The organism is Stenotrophomonas sp. SORGH_AS_0321, from assembly GCF_031453215.1.
Lineage (GTDB): Bacteria > Pseudomonadota > Gammaproteobacteria > Xanthomonadales > Xanthomonadaceae > Stenotrophomonas > Stenotrophomonas chelatiphaga.
The window spans coordinates 4,004,046-4,020,591 of the sequence record NZ_JAVIZG010000001.1 but is presented as its reverse complement, the minus strand read 5'-3'; the positions used below and the strand labels follow the sequence as shown (position 1 = coordinate 4,020,591).

The window sequence follows — 16,546 nt, the reverse complement described above, 5'->3', positions numbered from 1 at the left end:
GTCGTCACCCACCAGCGCAGGGGTGCGCGGCACGACGGCCAGCGGCCGTCACTACCAACGGCCGTCAGCAGTCGGCCTTGCGGCCCATCAGCCGGCCCACGCGCGACGGCTCCTCGCACTTCGGCTTGGGCGGCGGCGGCGGCGGCAGGGCGGCGGCGCGCGCGCGCTGGATCTGCTCGATCTTCGCGCGGATCTGCGGCATGGCCGCCATCGCGGCCTTTTCGCCTTCCAGGATCGCCTTGCCGCGCTGGCTGAAATCGGATGCGCCGATATCCAGCACGCGGGGCCGGATGATGATGTCCGCGCGTGCCAGTTCCTGTTCGCCCAGGCGCTGGCCCATGATCGCGATGGACTGGTTGACGATGCCCAGCATGCCGGTCGGCGTACGACCGCTGGCCTTGCTGGAGATATCCACGGCGATGACGAACTCGGCGCCCAGCTGGCGCGCCGCGTCCACCGGTACCGGGCTGACCACGCCGCCATCGACGTAATTGTTCTGGCCGATCTTCACCGGTTCGAACACCCCCGGGATGCTGCTGGAGGCACGCACCGCCTGGCCGACGTTGCCCCGCACGAACACCGCGCGCTCGCCGGTTTCCAGGTTGGTGGCCACCGCCGCGAACGGCTTGCGCAGGCGCTCGCCCGGCTTGTTGCCGACCTGCTGGTTGACGTAGTCCTGCAGCTTCTGGCCCTGCACCAGTCCGCCGGAGAACAGGCGCACGTCACGGATGCTGGCTTCGTCCAGCGCCACCGCCTTGGTCTGCATCTCGAACGCATCCATGCCGCTGGCGTACAGCGCACCGACCACGCTGCCGGCGCTGGTACCGGACACCACCACCGGCTCGAAGCCGTTGGCTTCCAGCATCTTGATCACGCCGATATGGGCGAAGCCCTTGGCCGCGCCGCCGCCGAGGGCGATGCCAATCTTCACCGGCTTGGCGGGCTGCACCACGGTGGGCGCAGGCGGCGGAGTGGGGCGGGCGTTCTCCCCGCCACAACCGGCCAGCAGGCCGAGCAGGGCAACGGACAGCATCACACGGGTGCGGGACAGGCTCATCGGCAGGCAGACGCAGCAGGAAAGGGCGCCAGCATAGCCGGTCGTGGTGGCCGCTGGCGGTCGATCTCCTGCACGCATTCAGCCGGTAGTGACGGCCGTTGGCCGTCCCTACCGTGCGCCAGCGGGCGCCACCGCCCTCAGAAGCGGTTGTCGCCGTCCAGCATCCGGCCCAGGCCGCCCAGCACCGAGCCTTCGCCGCGGTTCTGGCCGCCGCCCTGCGGCGCGGCCATCCACATCCGGCCGGCCAGGCGTGAGAACGGCAGCGACTGCAGCCAGACCTTGCCGGGGCCGGTCAGGGTCGCCAGGAACACGCCTTCGCCGCCGAACACCATGCTCTTGATGCCCGCTACCCGGCGCACGTCCATGTCCACGCTGGCGTGGTAGGCGACCACGCAGCCGGTATCCACGTCCAGCCGCTCGCCGGCGGCCAGTTCGCGCTCGACCACGCAGCCACCGGCATGGATGAACACCCAACCGTCGCCTTCCAGCTTCTGCATGATGAAGCCTTCGCCGCCGAACAGGCCGGTCATGATCTTGCGCTGGAACTGCACGCCGATCTGCACCCCGCGCGCGCCGGCCAGGAAGCTGTCCTTCTGGCAGATCAGCCGCCCGCCATGTTCGTCCAGCTTCATCGGCAGCACCGTGCCGGGGTAGGGCGCGGCGAAGGCCACCTTGGCCTTGCCGTGGCCGGTGTGGGTGTACAGGGTGGCGAACAGGCTCTCGCCGGTCAGCACGCGCTTGCCGGCCGACATCAGCTTGTCCATGAAACCGCCGCCCTGGCCACTGTGTGAGCCGTCGCCGAACACCGTATCCATCTGCACCGCCGAATCCTTGAACATCAGCGCGCCGGCTTCGGCGATGGCGCTCTCGCCCGGGTCCAGCTCGATCTCCACGAACTGCATTTCATGGCCCACGATGCGGAAATCGATGTCGTCCGCGCGCTGGCTGCGCGCGCCGTGGCCGGGAACCGGCGGCGGTGCGCTGGACATGCCGGGGGCCTCGCTGCGCAGTTCGGGTACCTCGCCGATCGCCATCCAGCCGCTCATGCCCTGGCACCAGGCCAGCGCGCGCGGATTGCCCTGGGCGAAGTGGCGTGCAGCCTGATCGTCGAAGGGGCCGACGCGGTCGGCCTGGCCGGGGACATGGAAGTACCACTGGTTCATCGCTGCGATTCCAAGGGGTGCGGGAATGCCGAGTCTAGCGGGCGGGCGAGGGCCGCCGCGACGGCCATGAACGCGCGGCATTTGCGGCAAGCGTGTTGTATTGCAACAATTATCTGGTAGCGCCGTTCCACCACCCCTCCCAACACAGCCTACCGCCATGTCCCCGAACCGTTCCGTCCACGACCGCCGACCGGTCGTGCGTCCGCTCGTTCTCGCTCTCTCCGCCCTGCTGCCGCTGTCCGCAGTTGCCCAGCAAGCTCCGGCCAGCAAGGATCCCGTCGCGCTCGATGCGCTGACCGTGACTGCCCAGCGCCGCGTCGAGAACGCCAAGGACGTGCCGGTGGCGATCACCGCGATCCAGGGGGAGAAGCTCGATGTCCTCGGTTCGGCCGGTGACGACATCCGCTTCCTGGCTGGCCGCGTGCCCAGCCTGAACATCGAATCGTCCTACGGTCGTGCCTTCCCGCGCTTCTACATACGCGGCCTGGGCAACACCGATTTCGACCTCAATGCGTCCCAGCCGGTGTCGCTGGTATACGACGACGTGGTGCAGGAAAGCCCGCTGCTGAAGGGCTTCCCGCTGTTCGACCTGGCCGGCGTGGAAGTGCTGCGCGGCCCGCAGGGCACGCTGTTCGGCCGCAACACCCCGGCCGGCGTGGTGAAGTTCGATTCGGCACGTCCGTCGCAGGACGCCGATGGCTACGTCAAGGTGGCCTACGGCAGCTATGACACCTGGAACGTGCAGGGCGCCTACGGCGGTCCGCTGACCAGCCGCTGGTCGGCCCGCGTATCGGCCCTTTACCAGCGCCGCGACGACTGGGTGACCAACACCCGCAGCAACGCACCGGCGCAGGGTTTCGAAGGCTATGACGAAGGCGCCGCACGCGTGCAGTTCCTGTACGAAGGCGATGGTTTCGAAGGCCTGTTCAACCTGCACAAGCGCAAGCTCAACGGCACCGCGCGCCTGTTCCGCGCCAACATCATCCAGCCGGGCAGCAACAAGCTGGTGGAAAACTTCGACCGCGATGAAGTATCCACCGACGGGCAGAACTTCTCCGACCTGGAAACCTGGGGCGGCAGCGCGCGCCTGAAGTGGGACCTGGGCCGGGTCACCCTGCACTCGATCACCGGCTACGAAACCGCCGAGTCGCTTAACCACGGCGACATCGACGGCGGCTACGGCGCGTCGTTCCTGGGCGCCGGCAACTACGGCCCGGGCTTCATCCCGTTCCCGTCCGAATCGGCCGACGGCCTGCCGAGCCACCGCCAGTGGACGCAGGAATTCCGCGTCGAATCCAACGAGTGGGGCCGTTTCGACTGGCAGGCCGGCGTGTTCTACTTCGATGAAGACGTCACCATCGACAGCTTCAACTACGACTCGCTGACCCCGGGCAATCCGCAGAGCGGCCATGCCGTGCAGCAGCAGCGCAACAAGGCGTGGGCGGCGTTCGCTTCCGGCGATTTCGACGTCACCGACCGCTTCAAGCTGCGTGCCGGCGTGCGCTACACCCAGGACAAGAAGGACTTCACCGCCAGCGTGCTGCAGGCCGTCGCCGGTGGCACGCCGGTCAGCGGACCGTACGTGGCCAACAGCGATGTCGACGACGTCAGCTGGGACCTGAGCGGTGTCTACGCGCTGACCGACAACGTCAACGCCTACGCCCGCGTGGCCAAGGGCTTCCGCGCGCCCTCCATCCAGGGCCGACTGGCCTTCGGTGGCGTGACCCAGGCCGATTCGGAGAAGGTGATTTCCTACGAAGCCGGCATCAAGGCCGACCTGTTCGACCGCCGTGCGCGCCTGGGCTTCAGCGTGTTCCGCTACGACGTGGATGGGCAGCAGCTGATCGCCGTCGGCGGCAGCAACAACACCGCCACCCTGCTCAACGCCGACAAGACCATCGGCCAGGGCTTCGAGCTCGACTTCGAGGCCTACCTGACCGACAACGTGCTGCTGACCCTGGGCAGCAGCTACAACGACACCGAGATCAAGGATCCCGACCTGGCGGTGGCGATCTGCGGCGGCGGCTGCACCATCACCGATCCGACCACGGTGATCAACGGCGGTACCTACGCGCTGGTGAACGGTAATTCGCTGCCGCAGGCACCGAAGTGGATCCACAACCTGACCCTGCGTGCCGGCTTCCCGGTCACCGATGCCAGCGAGTTCTACGTCTACACCGACTGGGCGTACAAGAGCGAGGTCAACTTCTTCCTGTACGAATCGCCGGAGTTCCGCAGCCGCAGCTCGCTGGAAGGCGGCCTGCGCCTGGGCTACAACTGGGATTACGGCCAGTACGATGTCGCCGTGTTCGGTCGCAACCTGACCGACCAGGTGCGTGTGGTCGGTGCGATCGACTTCAACAACCTGACCGGGTTCCTCAACGAGCCGCGTACCTTCGGCGTGGAGTTCACCGCGAAGTTCTGATCGACCGGAAAACGGGGTGGCGGCCCACGGTCGCCCCCCCTTGAGGGTCATCCACGGCGCGGATTCTTCCGCGCCGTTTTCATATCACAGCGCGCTCTGTGGCCGCACCTTCAGCACCGCTTCCTCGGCCGCGCAGTCGCGGCTGGACTGCTGCCCGGACCTGCGTGCGGCGTCGATTTCCCTGCGTGCCGCCAGCAGATCGCGCTGGAACACCGGGTTGTCGTGCAGCCGGGCGACGGCAGCGGCGCCCATGAAACGGCCTTCCAGGATGTCGCTCTGCCAGTGCACGTTGCACACCAGGCGGCTTTCCCCGTAGTTGCGTCCGCGCGCGATGATGGCATCGGCCCGGTCCGGGACGATTTCCGACAGCAGCAGCGCCCACGCCCAGCCGATCGACGTATGGCCGGACGGATAGGAGCCATTGCCGCGCAGGCCGGCTTCGTCTTCCGGGGTACAGGTCGGCTCGCCGTTGACCATGAACGGCCGCGGGCGCTGGTGGTGCTTCTTGGCCACGCGGGTGGCGGCACTGGCATCGATGCGGCTGCGTTCCAGCAGGCGGTACAGCGCCGGCGTGCGCTGCGCGTCCACGTCCAGGCCGATGGCGCAGGAGAACTGGTTGGCGCCTTCCGGGAAGCCGAGTTCGGCATCGCGCGTGGCCTGGGCGAAGCGTGGCGTACCGCGCAGCGCACGCGCCTCGCGGCTGACCTGTTCGTCCAGCGCGAAGCCGGCCGAGCCGGCCACCGGCGGCGCCGGCACCAACGCCAGGCTGGCAGGCACCGCGGCCGCCTCCAGGTAGCCCACCGCCTTGGTGGTGACGTTGGCTTCAACGGCGGTCGGCCTGCTGGCGGTGGCCGTGCATCCCGCCACGGACAGTGCGACGGCAAGCCAGGGCAGGGCGCGGCCAAGGCGGGGGATCAGGGACATGGGCAGGCTCGGAACAGGGGGCTCGCCGGCAATGATCGCAGTCGCGCTCGCCCTGCGGAGCGTCCGTCGCGCATACGGCCAGAACCGGCATGGTCCTCTGCATGAGCCGAAACCGCTTTTACATGTCGGGGATGTCCTTTTTCCCGGGGCAGCGCACAGACGTTCACCGGTGATCGCGCCGAGCATCAGGCCACCAACGGCGCGGGATCGGCCGATGACGGAGAAGCGCAATGCACAGCACCGCACGACGAAGTTTCGCACTGGCCCTGCTGCTGGGCTTGCAGCCCGCGCAGGCGGCCGAAGTCCTCGGCGTGGCCTTCGTGCACGGCACCGGCGTGCACACCAACGCCACCCGCGACTACTGGCAGCCGGGCATCATCGACAGCGTGCGCCAGGGCTTGCCGGACCGGCGCAACCATGTGGTCATCAGCTGCGATTTCGATCAGTACATGTGGAAGCCGAACGCCGCCGGCTGCCTCGCCGACCAGCTGACCGGCTTCATCGACCGCCGCGGCATCAGCCAGCTGGTCGTCATCACCCATTCCAACGGCGGTAACGTCATGCGCTGGATCCTGTCCAATCCAACCTACGACCGCCGCTATCCGAAGATCATCCGCACAGTGCGCAAGGTCACCGCGCTGGCGCCGTCTTCGGCCGGCACGCCGCTGGCCGATGCGGTGATCAACGGCAGCACCTTCGAAACCCTGCTGGGTTGGTTGCTGGGCAAGAGAAGTGACGCCGTGCGTCAGCAGCAGGTAGCCCACATGGCCACCTACAACGCGCAGAACCTGTATGGCAGCGCCGGTCGTCCGGCACTGCCCACGCCGTTCCGCGCGGTGGTCGGCAGCGATGTCGATTCGTCACCGACGGATACCGACAGTTACTGCGGGGGCTATGCCGCCAACCTCGGCCTGGAGTTCACGCAGAACTGGCTGTCGTCGTGCTCGGACGGTTTCCTCGACTGCAGCAGCCAGCAGGCGGCCGGCAGCGTGTGGTTCATCGACACCGCACGCACCCAGGGCGCTGAACCGCTGAGCCACAACCAGAGCCGCCGCGCGTGCTTCGGCCTGGGCACGCTGCTGCGCAACGACCTGACCCAGTGACGGAGACCATCATGAGAATGCATTCGACACGTTTGGCCCTTGGCGCGCTGGCGATCCTGTCCGCCGCGTCCGCAGGGGCTGCACAGCCGCTGCGCGCCGCCGCGGCGGGCGACCAGGTGCCGGCCGCACTGATCGCCGCGCCGTTGCCCACCGACGACGAAAGCGAGCCGCTACCGCTGGCCTTCGCCTGGGCGCTGGACCCGGCGCAGCCGCTGCAGTCGGCCGCAGCGTACGCTGCCATCAGCCGCAGTTACTGGCAGCAGGTCGATGCAGCCGAGCTGCAGCACGGCCTGGCGCTGCCGTTGACCGCATCGGACGCGGTGATCCAGCTCAGTCCGGTGCCGGGTGCACGGGCGCTGTCGGCGGATGCATTGCAGCTGCGTGATCCTGCCGGGCGCAGCAGCGTGGTCCGCGGTGTCGATGCACGCGCGCTGCGCGATGCCGGCATGCCGGTCAGCGACGGCACCCGCATGCTGCGCACCGGCGCAAGCAGCACGGCCGGGGTCTACCGGCTGCAGAGCGCGCAGGCACGGGGCCGCTACGTGGTGCAGGTGCTGGAGCCCAACAGTCCGCTGCGGCTGGAAGTGCAGGCCAGCCAGGCGCAGGTACTGGCCGGTGGCAACGTGCAGCTGCAGGCCCGGCTGCTGGAAGACGGGGCCAGTGCGGCGCGGTTGCACGCTCGCCACGGCGATCTGCGCGGTGAAGCGCTGCTGGTTGCGCCCGATGGCCGCAGCTGGCCGCAGCGCCTGTTGCGCAGCCCCGATGGCAGCCTGCGCGCGCAGGTGCGCATTCCCGCCGACGTGGGCAACACGCAGGGCCTGTGGGAGCTGCAGGTGTTTGCCGAGGCAGAGGGGGTGCGGCGTGATGGAAAGGTCGCCTTCGCCGTGGCCCTACCGACGGCGCGTTTCAGCGGCCAGGCCACGCCGGATCCCGCCAGCAGGCAGGTCAGCCTGCCGCTGCAGGTGGCCGCCGCCGGCCGTTACGAAGCACGCGGCACCCTGTACGCCAGCACGGCCGATGGCCAGTTGAAGCCGGTTGCGCAGGCGCATGCCGCCGCGTGGTTCGGCGGTCCCGGGCAGGGCACGCTGGTGCTGCCGTTCGACCAGGCCGCGCTGCCGGCGGGGTTTGGCGCGCCGTATGAACTGCGTGACCTGCAGCTGCAGGACCAGAGCCGGATGGCACCGATCGAGTCGCGCGCTGCCGCGCTGCGGTTCTGATCCGGGAAAGGTGGGCCGGGGCATCAGGCCGCGTGGCGCTATCGCGCGTGCGCGCTCAGCCGTCCTTCCTGCTCGCGCACGGTGATCGGGCCGCCGAACAGCGCAGACAGCGGCGCATCGCGCAGCAGCTCGGCCCGCGTACCGTCGGCCAGCACGCGTCCATCGCGCAGCAGCACCACCCGTTCGATCTCCGGAATGATTTCTTCCACGTGGTGGGTGACCAGCACCAGCGTGATGCCCTGGCGCGCCACGGACTGCATGGTATCGACCAGCTGCTGACGGGCCACCAGGTCCAGCCCGGTGGACGGTTCGTCCAGCAGCAGCGCGTGGGGGCGGTTGACCAGCGCCCGGGCGATCAACACGCGACGGGTCTCTCCGGCCGACAGTTCTGCATAGGTGCGACCGTGCAGCGCCAGCGCGCCGCTCATCGCCAGGGACGCGCGCGCGCGATCGCGCATGTCCTGGCTGATCTCGCGGAACGCTGGCAGCACGTAGCTGGCGAAGAATCCGGTCAGCACGGCCTGTTCCACGGTCAGGCCGGGCATGTCGGCGAGGTTGTTGCTGAGGTCGCCGGTGACGATGCCCAGCTGCGAGCGCAGCCGGTCCACCTGCCAGCGGTTCTGGCCCAGCACCTTGACCGGCACGTGGCCGTCGGCATGGGCCAGCGGATACAGCTCGCGGGTGATCAGTTTGATGAAGGTGGACTTGCCGCAGCCGTTGGGTCCCAGCAGCGCGGTGTGCTGGCCCTGCGCGATGCGCAGGCTGAGGCCGTGCAGGACCTTTACCTGGCCGCGCATCACGCTGGCGCGGTCCAGTTCGATCAGCGGCGGGAGGGGGCCGGCATCGGCTGCGGGCGGTGCAACGGCGGCTGGATTCAGGCTGGACAACGCAGGTTCCCGACTGGAAGGAGCGCGGCCGTGGCGGCGCAGGGATGCAGTTTGCCAAGCCAGGGGCCATCATGTCTGCACCGCGGCGACCCCGCGCCGGACCACGGCCTGGAGGCCGCCATGACCGACGTCACCCTTCCGCTGCCGCGCAGACGCGTGATCACCCTGCAGGTTGCCCTGCTGCTGGGCGCCGCGGGCGGCGTGCAGGCGCAGGTGGCCGACACCGGCACGTATCTGCAGCGCATGGATGCCGATGGCGATGGCCGGGTCAGCGAGGCCGAGTACGTGCAGTGGATGATGTACGCCTTCGAGCGGATGGATGCCGATGGCGACGGCGTGCTGGGTGCCAGCGAGCTGCCGGGTGGCAAGGGGCGGCCGATCACCCGCGAGCAGCAGCGGCAGACGCTGGTGCAGCGGTTCCACAAGCAGGATGCGAACCGCGATGGGTTCCTGGATGCACGCGAACTGGCGGCGCCGCCGCGGTGAGCCTGGCGAACGGCGTTGGCGCTGGAAGTGGGACGGGCGGGAGCGCTGGGCGGGGGACGGCAAAAACTGCGTCCTGCGGGCCTCGTTTCGCGGCCCTCCGACAGGTGCCGGAGGCCTTCGGAACGCGGTAGCGCCGACCCATGGTCGGCGGAAACCATCAGACCCCCTTCTCCAGGCATTCGCCGACCATGGGTCGGCGCTACCGCGCTACCGCGCTGCCACCGTGGCCGGGCGTAGAATCTACGCATGCCTGAGTTGCCTGAAGTTGAAACCACCCGGCGTGGACTGGCGCCGCACCTGCTGGAACGTGCCATCCATGGGGTGATCCTGCGCCGCAGCGAGCTGCGCTGGCCGATCCCGGACGAGGTGGCTGCCCTGTTGCCGGGGCAGCGCATCGTGGATGTGCGTCGGCGTGCCAAGTACCTGCTGCTGGACACCGAAGCCGGTAGTGCGCTGCTGCACCTGGGAATGTCCGGCAGCCTGCGCGTGCTGCCGGGCGATACGCCGCTGCGCGCGCATGACCACGTGGATATCAGCCTGGACAACGGCCGCCTGCTTCGCTTCAACGATCCGCGCCGTTTCGGCAGCCTGTTGTGGCAGCCGCCGGGCCAGGTCCACCCGCTGCTGCAGGGGCTGGGCCCGGAGCCGCTGGACGATGCCTTCGATGGTGACTACCTGTTCCAGCGCAGCCGTGGCCGCAAGGCGCCGATCAAGACCTTCCTGATGGACCAGGCGGTGGTGGTGGGCGTGGGCAACATCTATGCGGCCGAAAGCCTGTTCCGGGCCGGCATCAGCCCGCTGCGCGAGGCCGGCAAGGTATCGCGCGAGCGCTACGTGCGGCTGGCGGAGGCGGTCAAGCAGATCCTGCAGCATGCGATCACCCGCGGTGGCACTACCCTGCGCGATTTCATCAGTCCCGACGGGGCGCCCGGCTACTTCGAACAGGAGCTGTGGGTTTACGGGCGCGATGGCCAGCCCTGCCGGGCCTGCGGGCGTCCGCTGAAGCACGCCACCATCGGCCAGCGTGCAAGCGTCTGGTGTGGTTCCTGCCAGCGCTGAGGGCTTTTTCGCCAAGCACGCCGGACAGGGCTATAGTCGCGCCACGACTCCCGTGGGAGCAGGCGCTGCGATGGACGAAGGATCTGACATCACCGTGTGGCTGGACTCCGCGCGCGGCGGCGATCGTGCCGCGCTGGACCGCGTGCTCACCGTGCTCTACCAGGAGCTGCACGGCATGGCGCGGCGGCAGCTGGCCGGCCAGCAGGGGCGCACCCTGGATGCGACCTCGCTGGTGCACGAGTCCTACCTGAAACTGCTCGGCAGCCGCGGCGGCGCGCGTTTCGAGGACCGTGCGCACTTCTTCTCCTACGCGGCTTCGGCGATGCGCAGCGTGGTGGTGGACTACGCGCGCAACCGCCTGGCCCGCAAGCGCGGCGGTGACCTCAAGCGGGTGGACATCCCGGAAAACAGCAGCAGCGGCATCCGCATGGACGAGGACCTGCTGGCGCTGGACGTGGCCCTGGAACGCCTGCAGGCGCTGGACCCGCACCTGGCGCGGGTGGTCGAACTGCGCTACTTCGCCGGCCTGACCGAACAGCAGATCGCCGAACTCAGCCAGCGTTCCGAGCGCAGCATCCGACGGGACTGGCAGAAGGCGCGCCTGTTCCTGCTGACCGAAGTAAGCGGGGACTGAGCGCGAGCACCGGCCATGGATGCCCTGCGCTGGCGCGAACTGTCGTCATGGCTGGACCAGCTGCTGGAACTGGATGAAGACGGCCGCCTGGTGCGGCTGCGGGAGGTGGCAGGGCGCGATCCGGCGCTGGCCGCGGAACTGGAAAAAATGCTGGCCCATGCGCGCGACAGCGAGCAGTTCATGGCCCAGCCGGTGTTTTCCGCGCTTGGGTCATCGCGCGAAGGCACCCGCATCGGTCCGTACCGCCTGCTGCGCCTGCTCGGCGAAGGCGGGATGGGGGAAGTCTGGCTGGCCGAGCGCTGCGACGGCATGTACGAGCGCAAGGTGGCGTTGAAGCTGCTGCGCAGCGGCCTGGCCGAACCCGGCCTGCATGCGCGCTTCGCGCGCGAGCGGCAGATCCTGGCCCGGCTGCAGCATCCCCACCTTGCCCAGCTGCACAACGCGGGCATCGACCCGCAGGGGCATCCGTATTTCGCGCTGGACTACGTGCAGGGCGAGCCGATAACCGAGTACTGCCAGCACGGCATGCTGCCGCTGGACGAGCGGCTGCGGCTGATGCTGCAGGTGTGTTCGGTGGTGGCCCATGCGCATGCCAACCTGGTGGTGCACCGTGACCTGAAGCCGTCCAACATCCTGGTCGCCGATGGGGCGGTCAAGCTGCTCGATTTCGGCATCGCCCAGCTGTTGGACCCGGACGGCATCGCGGCGGCGGCGGCCGGCGAGCCGCGCGCGTTCACCCTGCACTACGCCGCGCCGGAGCAGGTGCGGGGCGATCCGCTGAGCACCCGCACCGATGTGTACTCGCTGGGTGTGGTGATCTACGAAGTGGTCACCAGGCACAAGCCGTATCGGCTGCGCCGGCAATCGGACAGTGAGTGGGAACGGTCGATCCTGGATGTCCAGCCATTGCCCGCATCACGCCGGTTGCTCCAGGGCGAAACCGGGATGCCGGTGCAGCCGGCCGCGCGGCGTCTGGCCCGACGCGTGCGGGGTGACCTGGACCTGCTGCTGGGCAAGGCAATGGCCAAGGATCCCCAGCAGCGCTACGGCTCGGTCGATGCGCTGGCCGAGGACCTGCGCCGCTTTCTGGACGGACGGCCGCTGCGCGCCCATCCGCCGGGCACCGGGTATCGCCTGCGCAAGTATCTGCGGCGCCATCGGTGGGGCGTGGCGGGCGCCAGCCTGGCCCTGTCGGCCTTGCTGGCGGTATCGACGATGGCCGTCTGGCAGGCGCGCCAGGCCCGCCAGGAAACGGCACGCGCACAGGCGATGCAGGACTTCAATATCGGCTTGTTCGATCGCGCGGCAAGCGTCCGCCACGGCCACTTCGACGTGCGCCAGCTGCTGGAAACCGGACAGCAGCGTGCGCAGGCGGAACTGGCCGGGCAGCCGCTGGCGCTGGCCGAAATGGAAGGGGTGATCGGACGCCTGTACATCGGACTGGGCGACTACGAGGTGGCCCTGCGCGTCCTGGATCAACAGCGCACGCTGCTGCAGGCACAAGCGGACGTGCCAGGCGCGCTGCAGCTGGAAGCGGTGACCCAGCGCGCGCGCGCGCTGCGCATGCTGGGCCGTGACCGCGAGTGCGTCGCCCACCTGCAGTCCGCAGCGCACATCGCCGACCAGCAGCAGGACCTGCTGCCGACCGCCGTGGCGGGCTTCGCCAGTGAACTGGCCCACTGCCAGGCCCAGCTTGGCCAGGTCCGTGCTGCGCGCGCTGCGTTCATCCGCGCCCTGGCGCTGTACCAGCGTGGGGAGGGCAACCCGCGCGGCATCGCCGGTGCGCTGGCGGGGCTGGCCGGGCTGGATGCCGATGCCGGCCTGGATGCGCGTGCACTGGAGGGCTACCAGCAGGCGCTGGCGCTGCTGCAGCGCGCTGCACCGGGCACGCCGGAAGCCATCGGGATGCGCCGCCAGCTGGGGCAGATGCTCGCCCGCAGCGGGCAGGCCAGCGATGCCGCCGCTGCACTGGACCAGGCCTGGCAGTCGGCGGTCCAGGCCTTCGGCCCGGACCATCCGGAAACCCTGGTGGTGCAGCGTGCCCGCGCGCTGCTCGCGCTGCAGCAGGGGCGCCGGGCCTGGGCCGCGCCGGTGCTGGGGGATGTACGCGACAAGCTGGCCTTGGCGCTCGGGCCGGAGCACCGTGAAGTCGGCCTGGCCGAACATGCGCTGGGCGAGCTCGCCCTGGCCGATGGTGATGCCAATGGCAGGCTCAGCCATTACCGCAATGCGGTACGGATCTGGCGCCAGCCTGGCCAGGTGGCATTGCTGCCGCAGGGCCTGCTCGACCTGGGCGAGGCCGAACGCGCGGCGGGCAGCCCGGCGCGCGCCGCCGCCGCATGGCGCGAGGCGCGGCAGCTGCTGATCGCCCAGCGCGGCATTCCGTCTGCAGCGGTCCGCCAGCTGGACCTGCGCCTGGCCCGCCTGCCGCAGCCAGCTGAACAAATGTCTCCGGCCACTGCCAACAATTAACGAATCTGTTGGAATAATGGCCGACCCTCCATGCCCGGGCTGCCTTCGAATGCAACGACGCGATTTTATCCGCAACGCTTCCCTGGCCTTGGCCGCCTTCGGCCTGCCTGCATTGAACGTGGGCGCCGCGCCAAGCCGACAGGTCGGCCTGCGCCGCCTGGGTCAACCGCTGCCGTTCGACTTCGCCCGCCTGAAAGGCGAGGCGCGTGCGCTGGCCGCAGCGCCCTACAAGACCCGCAAGCGGACCCTGCCGGGACCGGTGGAAGCGCTGGACTGGGATGAGTACCAGTCCATCCGCTATCGCCAGGACCACGCGTTGTGGGGCAATGAGCCGGGACGCTTCCAGGCCAAATTCTTCCACCTCGGGCTGTACTTCCATTCGCCGGTGCGGATGTTCGACGTGGTCGATGGCAAGGCACAGGAACTGGCCTACGACGGCGCCGCCTTCGATTACGGCAAGAGCGGCATCAAGGGCGGCCAGCTGCCGGCCGACCTGGGCTTTGCCGGCTTCCGGCTCAACACGCGCAAGGATACCGATCGCGATTTCGCCGCCTTCCTGGGCGCCAGTTACTTCCGCGCGGTCGGCAAAGAAGGCCAGTACGGGCAGTCGGCGCGGGGACTGGCGATCGATACCGGGACCGGCGGGCCGGAAGAATTCCCGGACTTCATCGCCTACTACCTCGAACGCCCGGACAACGATTCGGACACCATCGTGGTCTACGCGTTGCTGGATTCGCCGAGCGTGGCCGGCGCCTACCGTTTCGCCATCACCAACGGCGATGTGTTGTTGATGGACATCGACAGCGCGCTGTATCCGCGCAAGGCGATCGAGCGGCTCGGCATCGCACCGTGCACCAGCATGTTCCAGGTCGGCGAAAACGATCGCCGCATGGCGTGGGACTGGCGCCCGGAGATCCATGACACCGACGGGCTGGCGATGTGGAGCGGTGGCGGCGAGTGGATCTGGCGCCCGCTGGTGAACCCGCGCGAGCTGCGCTTCAACATGTTCGTCGACCGCAATCCGCGTGGCTTCGGCCTGCTGCAGCGCGATCGCGAATTCGACCATTACCAGGACGACGGCGTGTTCTACGAGAAGCGCCCGTGCCTGTGGGTCGAACCGAAGGGCGACTGGGGCGAGGGCTCGGTGCAGCTGGTGGAGATCCCGACCGTGGACGAGACCTTCGACAACATCGTCGCGTTCTGGAATCCGAAGGACAAGCCGCAGGCCGGGCAGGAACTGCTGGTCGGCTATCGCCTGTACTGGGGCGCCGAGCCGCCCGCGCGTTCGCCGCTGGCGCACACCGTGGCCACCCGCACCGGGCTGGGCGGCATCATCGGCAAGAAGCGCGAGCATTTCTCGTGGCGTTTCGCGGTGGACTTCGCCGGGGGTGAGCTGGCCAGCCTGATCGACAAGGGTGAGGTGGAGGCGGTGGTGCAGGCCAGCCGAGGCACGCTGGAAATCGTCTCGGCGCGCCCGCTGCGTGAGATCAACGGCTATCGGGCCATGTTCGACCTGGTGCCCGGCGATGACAGTACCGCGCAGATCGACATCCGGCTGTTCCTGCGCAGTGGCGGCAAGACCCTGACCGAAACCTGGCTGTACCAGTACAGCCCGCCGCCGGCCGGGGCGCCCGAACGCACCCTGTACTGAGCCGGGCAAACGCGGGCCGGCGCCAACGCGCTACCCGCGCTGGCGCTTCATCCACCGGCGAGCAGCGGGTCGATGCGGCCTTCACCGCGGGTGATCTTCTTGAATTCGGCGCGGCTGACCGAGACATAGCGTTCGTTGCCGCCGATCTCCACCTGGGGTCCGTCCTGCACCGCATGGCCGTGCGCGTCCACGCGCACGGTCATGGTCGCCTTCTTGCCGCTGTGGCAGATCGTCTTGATCTCCTGCATCTCATCGGCCCACGCCAGCAGGTACTGGCTGCCTTCGAACAGCTCGCCGCGGAAGTCGGTGCGCAGGCCGTAGCAGAGCACCGGAATGCGCAGCTGGTCGACCACCTCACTCAACTGCCAGACCTGTGCCCGGCTGAGGAACTGCGCTTCGTCCACCAGCACACAGCCGAGCGGTCCGTGCGCGGCAATATCGGCTTCGACCAGGTGTTGGAGGTCGCTGTCGCGCTCGAAGGCCATGCCATCGGCCTTCAAGCCGATCCGCGAAGCCACCACGCCGCTGCCGGCGCGGTTGTCCAACCGCGGGGTAAGGATTGCCACCCGCATGCCGCGCTCGCGGTAGTTGTGCGCGCTCTGCAGCAGGGTGGTGGTCTTGCCGGCGTTCATCGCCGAATAATAGAAATAGAGCTTGGCCATCGGCAGATTCTAGCCGCAGCGGGCGGCTCAGTCGCCGCGCAGCGGATGTGGAGCACCCACGTCCACAGTGCTCCTGTTGCCCGCCTCCAGCTGCTGGCCCTGCCACTTCCAGTAGGCGTCGGGCTGCCACAGCCGCGGAGCGTAGTAGATCTCCGGCACCACGCGCACCATCTGCCCATTGAAGCGGACCTGCATGACCGTCGAACCCAGCGCACCGGTGCGGCTGCCGGTCATCTCGCCCATGTTGCGGCGCATTTCGCGTTCTTGGCGCGGTTTGGCCACCGGATCGCCGTACTCGGCATACAGCGTCTGGCCTTCGCTGACCGCGCGCTTGCGCTCGGCTTCGTCCAATGCCGCCCAGTATTGTTCACGGCGTACCACCAGCCATTCGGTACCGCGCTCGGCGGCCAGGTCCATCCATGCATAGCCCAGCGCGCGGTCGACCGGGCCGCCCTTGCCGTTCCACAACAGCTCGGCCATCAGCGCCTGCGACAGCTTGTCGGCATGCTGGGCGCCCAGGCGGAAGTAGCGGCGTGCATCCTCGGGCTTGTCGCGCTCGACCGCGGCCAGCCCCAGTTGCCGGAAACGCATGTCCGGGTGCGCCTTGAGGTAGGCAGGCGAACTGACCACGGCGTGTTCCTGCAGCGACAGCGGCGCGTCTTCGGCCGCCAGCTGGGCGTGCGCTTCGTGGGCCGGTGACAGCGCGGCGGCGGCGAGCAGGGCGAGGGTGGTGAATCTGTTCAGCTTCATCGGTCACTTCCTGTGAATCGTGGTCTGCCACCACTATCGCAGCTGCGCGCGCCAGC

14 protein-coding genes are annotated in these 16,546 nt (G+C 68.8%); 8 read left to right on the top strand and 6 right to left on the bottom strand.

Going from position 1 to position 16,546, the window contains the following annotated elements:
* Window positions 1-64: 64 nt before the first annotated feature.
* Complete coding sequence (locus QE373_RS18115; RefSeq protein ID WP_309689324.1) at window positions 65-1,057, bottom strand: patatin-like phospholipase family protein; 993 nt, start codon at window positions 1,055-1,057, stop codon at window positions 65-67.
* 137 nt (window positions 1,058-1,194) lie between these two features.
* Window positions 1,195-2,220: a TIGR00266 family protein gene (locus tag QE373_RS18110; RefSeq protein WP_057508983.1), complete on the bottom strand. Its 1,026-nt coding sequence runs from the start codon at window positions 2,218-2,220 to the stop codon at window positions 1,195-1,197.
* Between the two features lie 157 nt (window positions 2,221-2,377).
* Between QE373_RS18110 and QE373_RS18105 the strand changes: the two genes are divergently transcribed.
* Window positions 2,378-4,645, top strand: a complete 2,268-nt coding sequence (locus tag QE373_RS18105; RefSeq protein WP_309689321.1) for a TonB-dependent receptor — start codon at window positions 2,378-2,380, stop codon at window positions 4,643-4,645.
* An 84-nt stretch (window positions 4,646-4,729) separates the two neighbouring features.
* Here the strand turns inward: QE373_RS18105 and QE373_RS18100 are convergent, their stop codons facing one another.
* Window positions 4,730-5,569, bottom strand: coding sequence for a phosphatase PAP2 family protein (locus QE373_RS18100; protein ID WP_309689319.1), 840 nt, complete (start codon window positions 5,567-5,569; stop codon window positions 4,730-4,732).
* 230 nt (window positions 5,570-5,799) lie between these two features.
* On the opposite strand from QE373_RS18100, the gene QE373_RS18095 reads away from it, so the two are divergent.
* Window positions 5,800-6,672, top strand: coding sequence for a hypothetical protein (locus tag QE373_RS18095; RefSeq protein WP_309689317.1), 873 nt, complete (start codon window positions 5,800-5,802; stop codon window positions 6,670-6,672).
* Window positions 6,673-6,683: 11 nt separating this feature from the next.
* Window positions 6,684-7,889 (top strand): DUF4785 domain-containing protein, encoded by a 1,206-nt coding sequence (locus QE373_RS18090; RefSeq protein WP_309689315.1) that lies wholly within the window; start codon window positions 6,684-6,686, stop codon window positions 7,887-7,889.
* Window positions 7,890-7,927: 38 nt separating this feature from the next.
* On the opposite strand, the gene QE373_RS18085 is transcribed toward QE373_RS18090, so the two are convergent.
* Complete coding sequence (locus QE373_RS18085) at window positions 7,928-8,686, bottom strand: ATP-binding cassette domain-containing protein (protein ID WP_309689908.1); 759 nt, start codon at window positions 8,684-8,686, stop codon at window positions 7,928-7,930.
* Between the two features lie 210 nt (window positions 8,687-8,896).
* On the opposite strand from QE373_RS18085, the gene QE373_RS18080 reads away from it, so the two are divergent.
* The 5 genes from QE373_RS18080 to QE373_RS18060 all read left to right on the top strand — a co-directional run bounded on the left by QE373_RS18080 (window position 8,897) and on the right by QE373_RS18060 (window position 15,078).
* Window positions 8,897-9,262 (top strand): hypothetical protein, encoded by a 366-nt coding sequence (locus tag QE373_RS18080; protein WP_309689313.1) that lies wholly within the window; start codon window positions 8,897-8,899, stop codon window positions 9,260-9,262.
* 246 nt (window positions 9,263-9,508) lie between these two features.
* Window positions 9,509-10,321, top strand: a complete 813-nt coding sequence (mutM, locus tag QE373_RS18075; protein WP_057507728.1) for a bifunctional DNA-formamidopyrimidine glycosylase/DNA-(apurinic or apyrimidinic site) lyase — start codon at window positions 9,509-9,511, stop codon at window positions 10,319-10,321.
* A 70-nt stretch (window positions 10,322-10,391) separates the two neighbouring features.
* Entirely contained in the window at window positions 10,392-10,955 is a 564-nt protein-coding gene (locus tag QE373_RS18070) for an ECF-type sigma factor (RefSeq protein ID WP_309689311.1), read from the top strand.
* Between the two features lie 15 nt (window positions 10,956-10,970).
* Window positions 10,971-13,427: a protein kinase gene (locus tag QE373_RS18065; protein ID WP_309689309.1), complete on the top strand. Its 2,457-nt coding sequence runs from the start codon at window positions 10,971-10,973 to the stop codon at window positions 13,425-13,427.
* A 49-nt stretch (window positions 13,428-13,476) separates the two neighbouring features.
* Complete coding sequence (locus QE373_RS18060) at window positions 13,477-15,078, top strand: glucan biosynthesis protein D (protein WP_309689307.1); 1,602 nt, start codon at window positions 13,477-13,479, stop codon at window positions 15,076-15,078.
* 47 nt (window positions 15,079-15,125) lie between these two features.
* Here the strand turns inward: QE373_RS18060 and QE373_RS18055 are convergent, their stop codons facing one another.
* The gene (locus tag QE373_RS18055; RefSeq protein WP_309689305.1) at window positions 15,126-15,740 is read right to left on the bottom strand and encodes a thymidine kinase; all 615 of its coding nucleotides are present in this window, start codon (window positions 15,738-15,740) and stop codon (window positions 15,126-15,128) included.
* Between the two features lie 27 nt (window positions 15,741-15,767).
* Window positions 15,768-16,490, bottom strand: coding sequence for a hypothetical protein (locus tag QE373_RS18050; protein ID WP_309689303.1), 723 nt, complete (start codon window positions 16,488-16,490; stop codon window positions 15,768-15,770).
* Window positions 16,491-16,546: the final 56 nt, after the last annotated feature.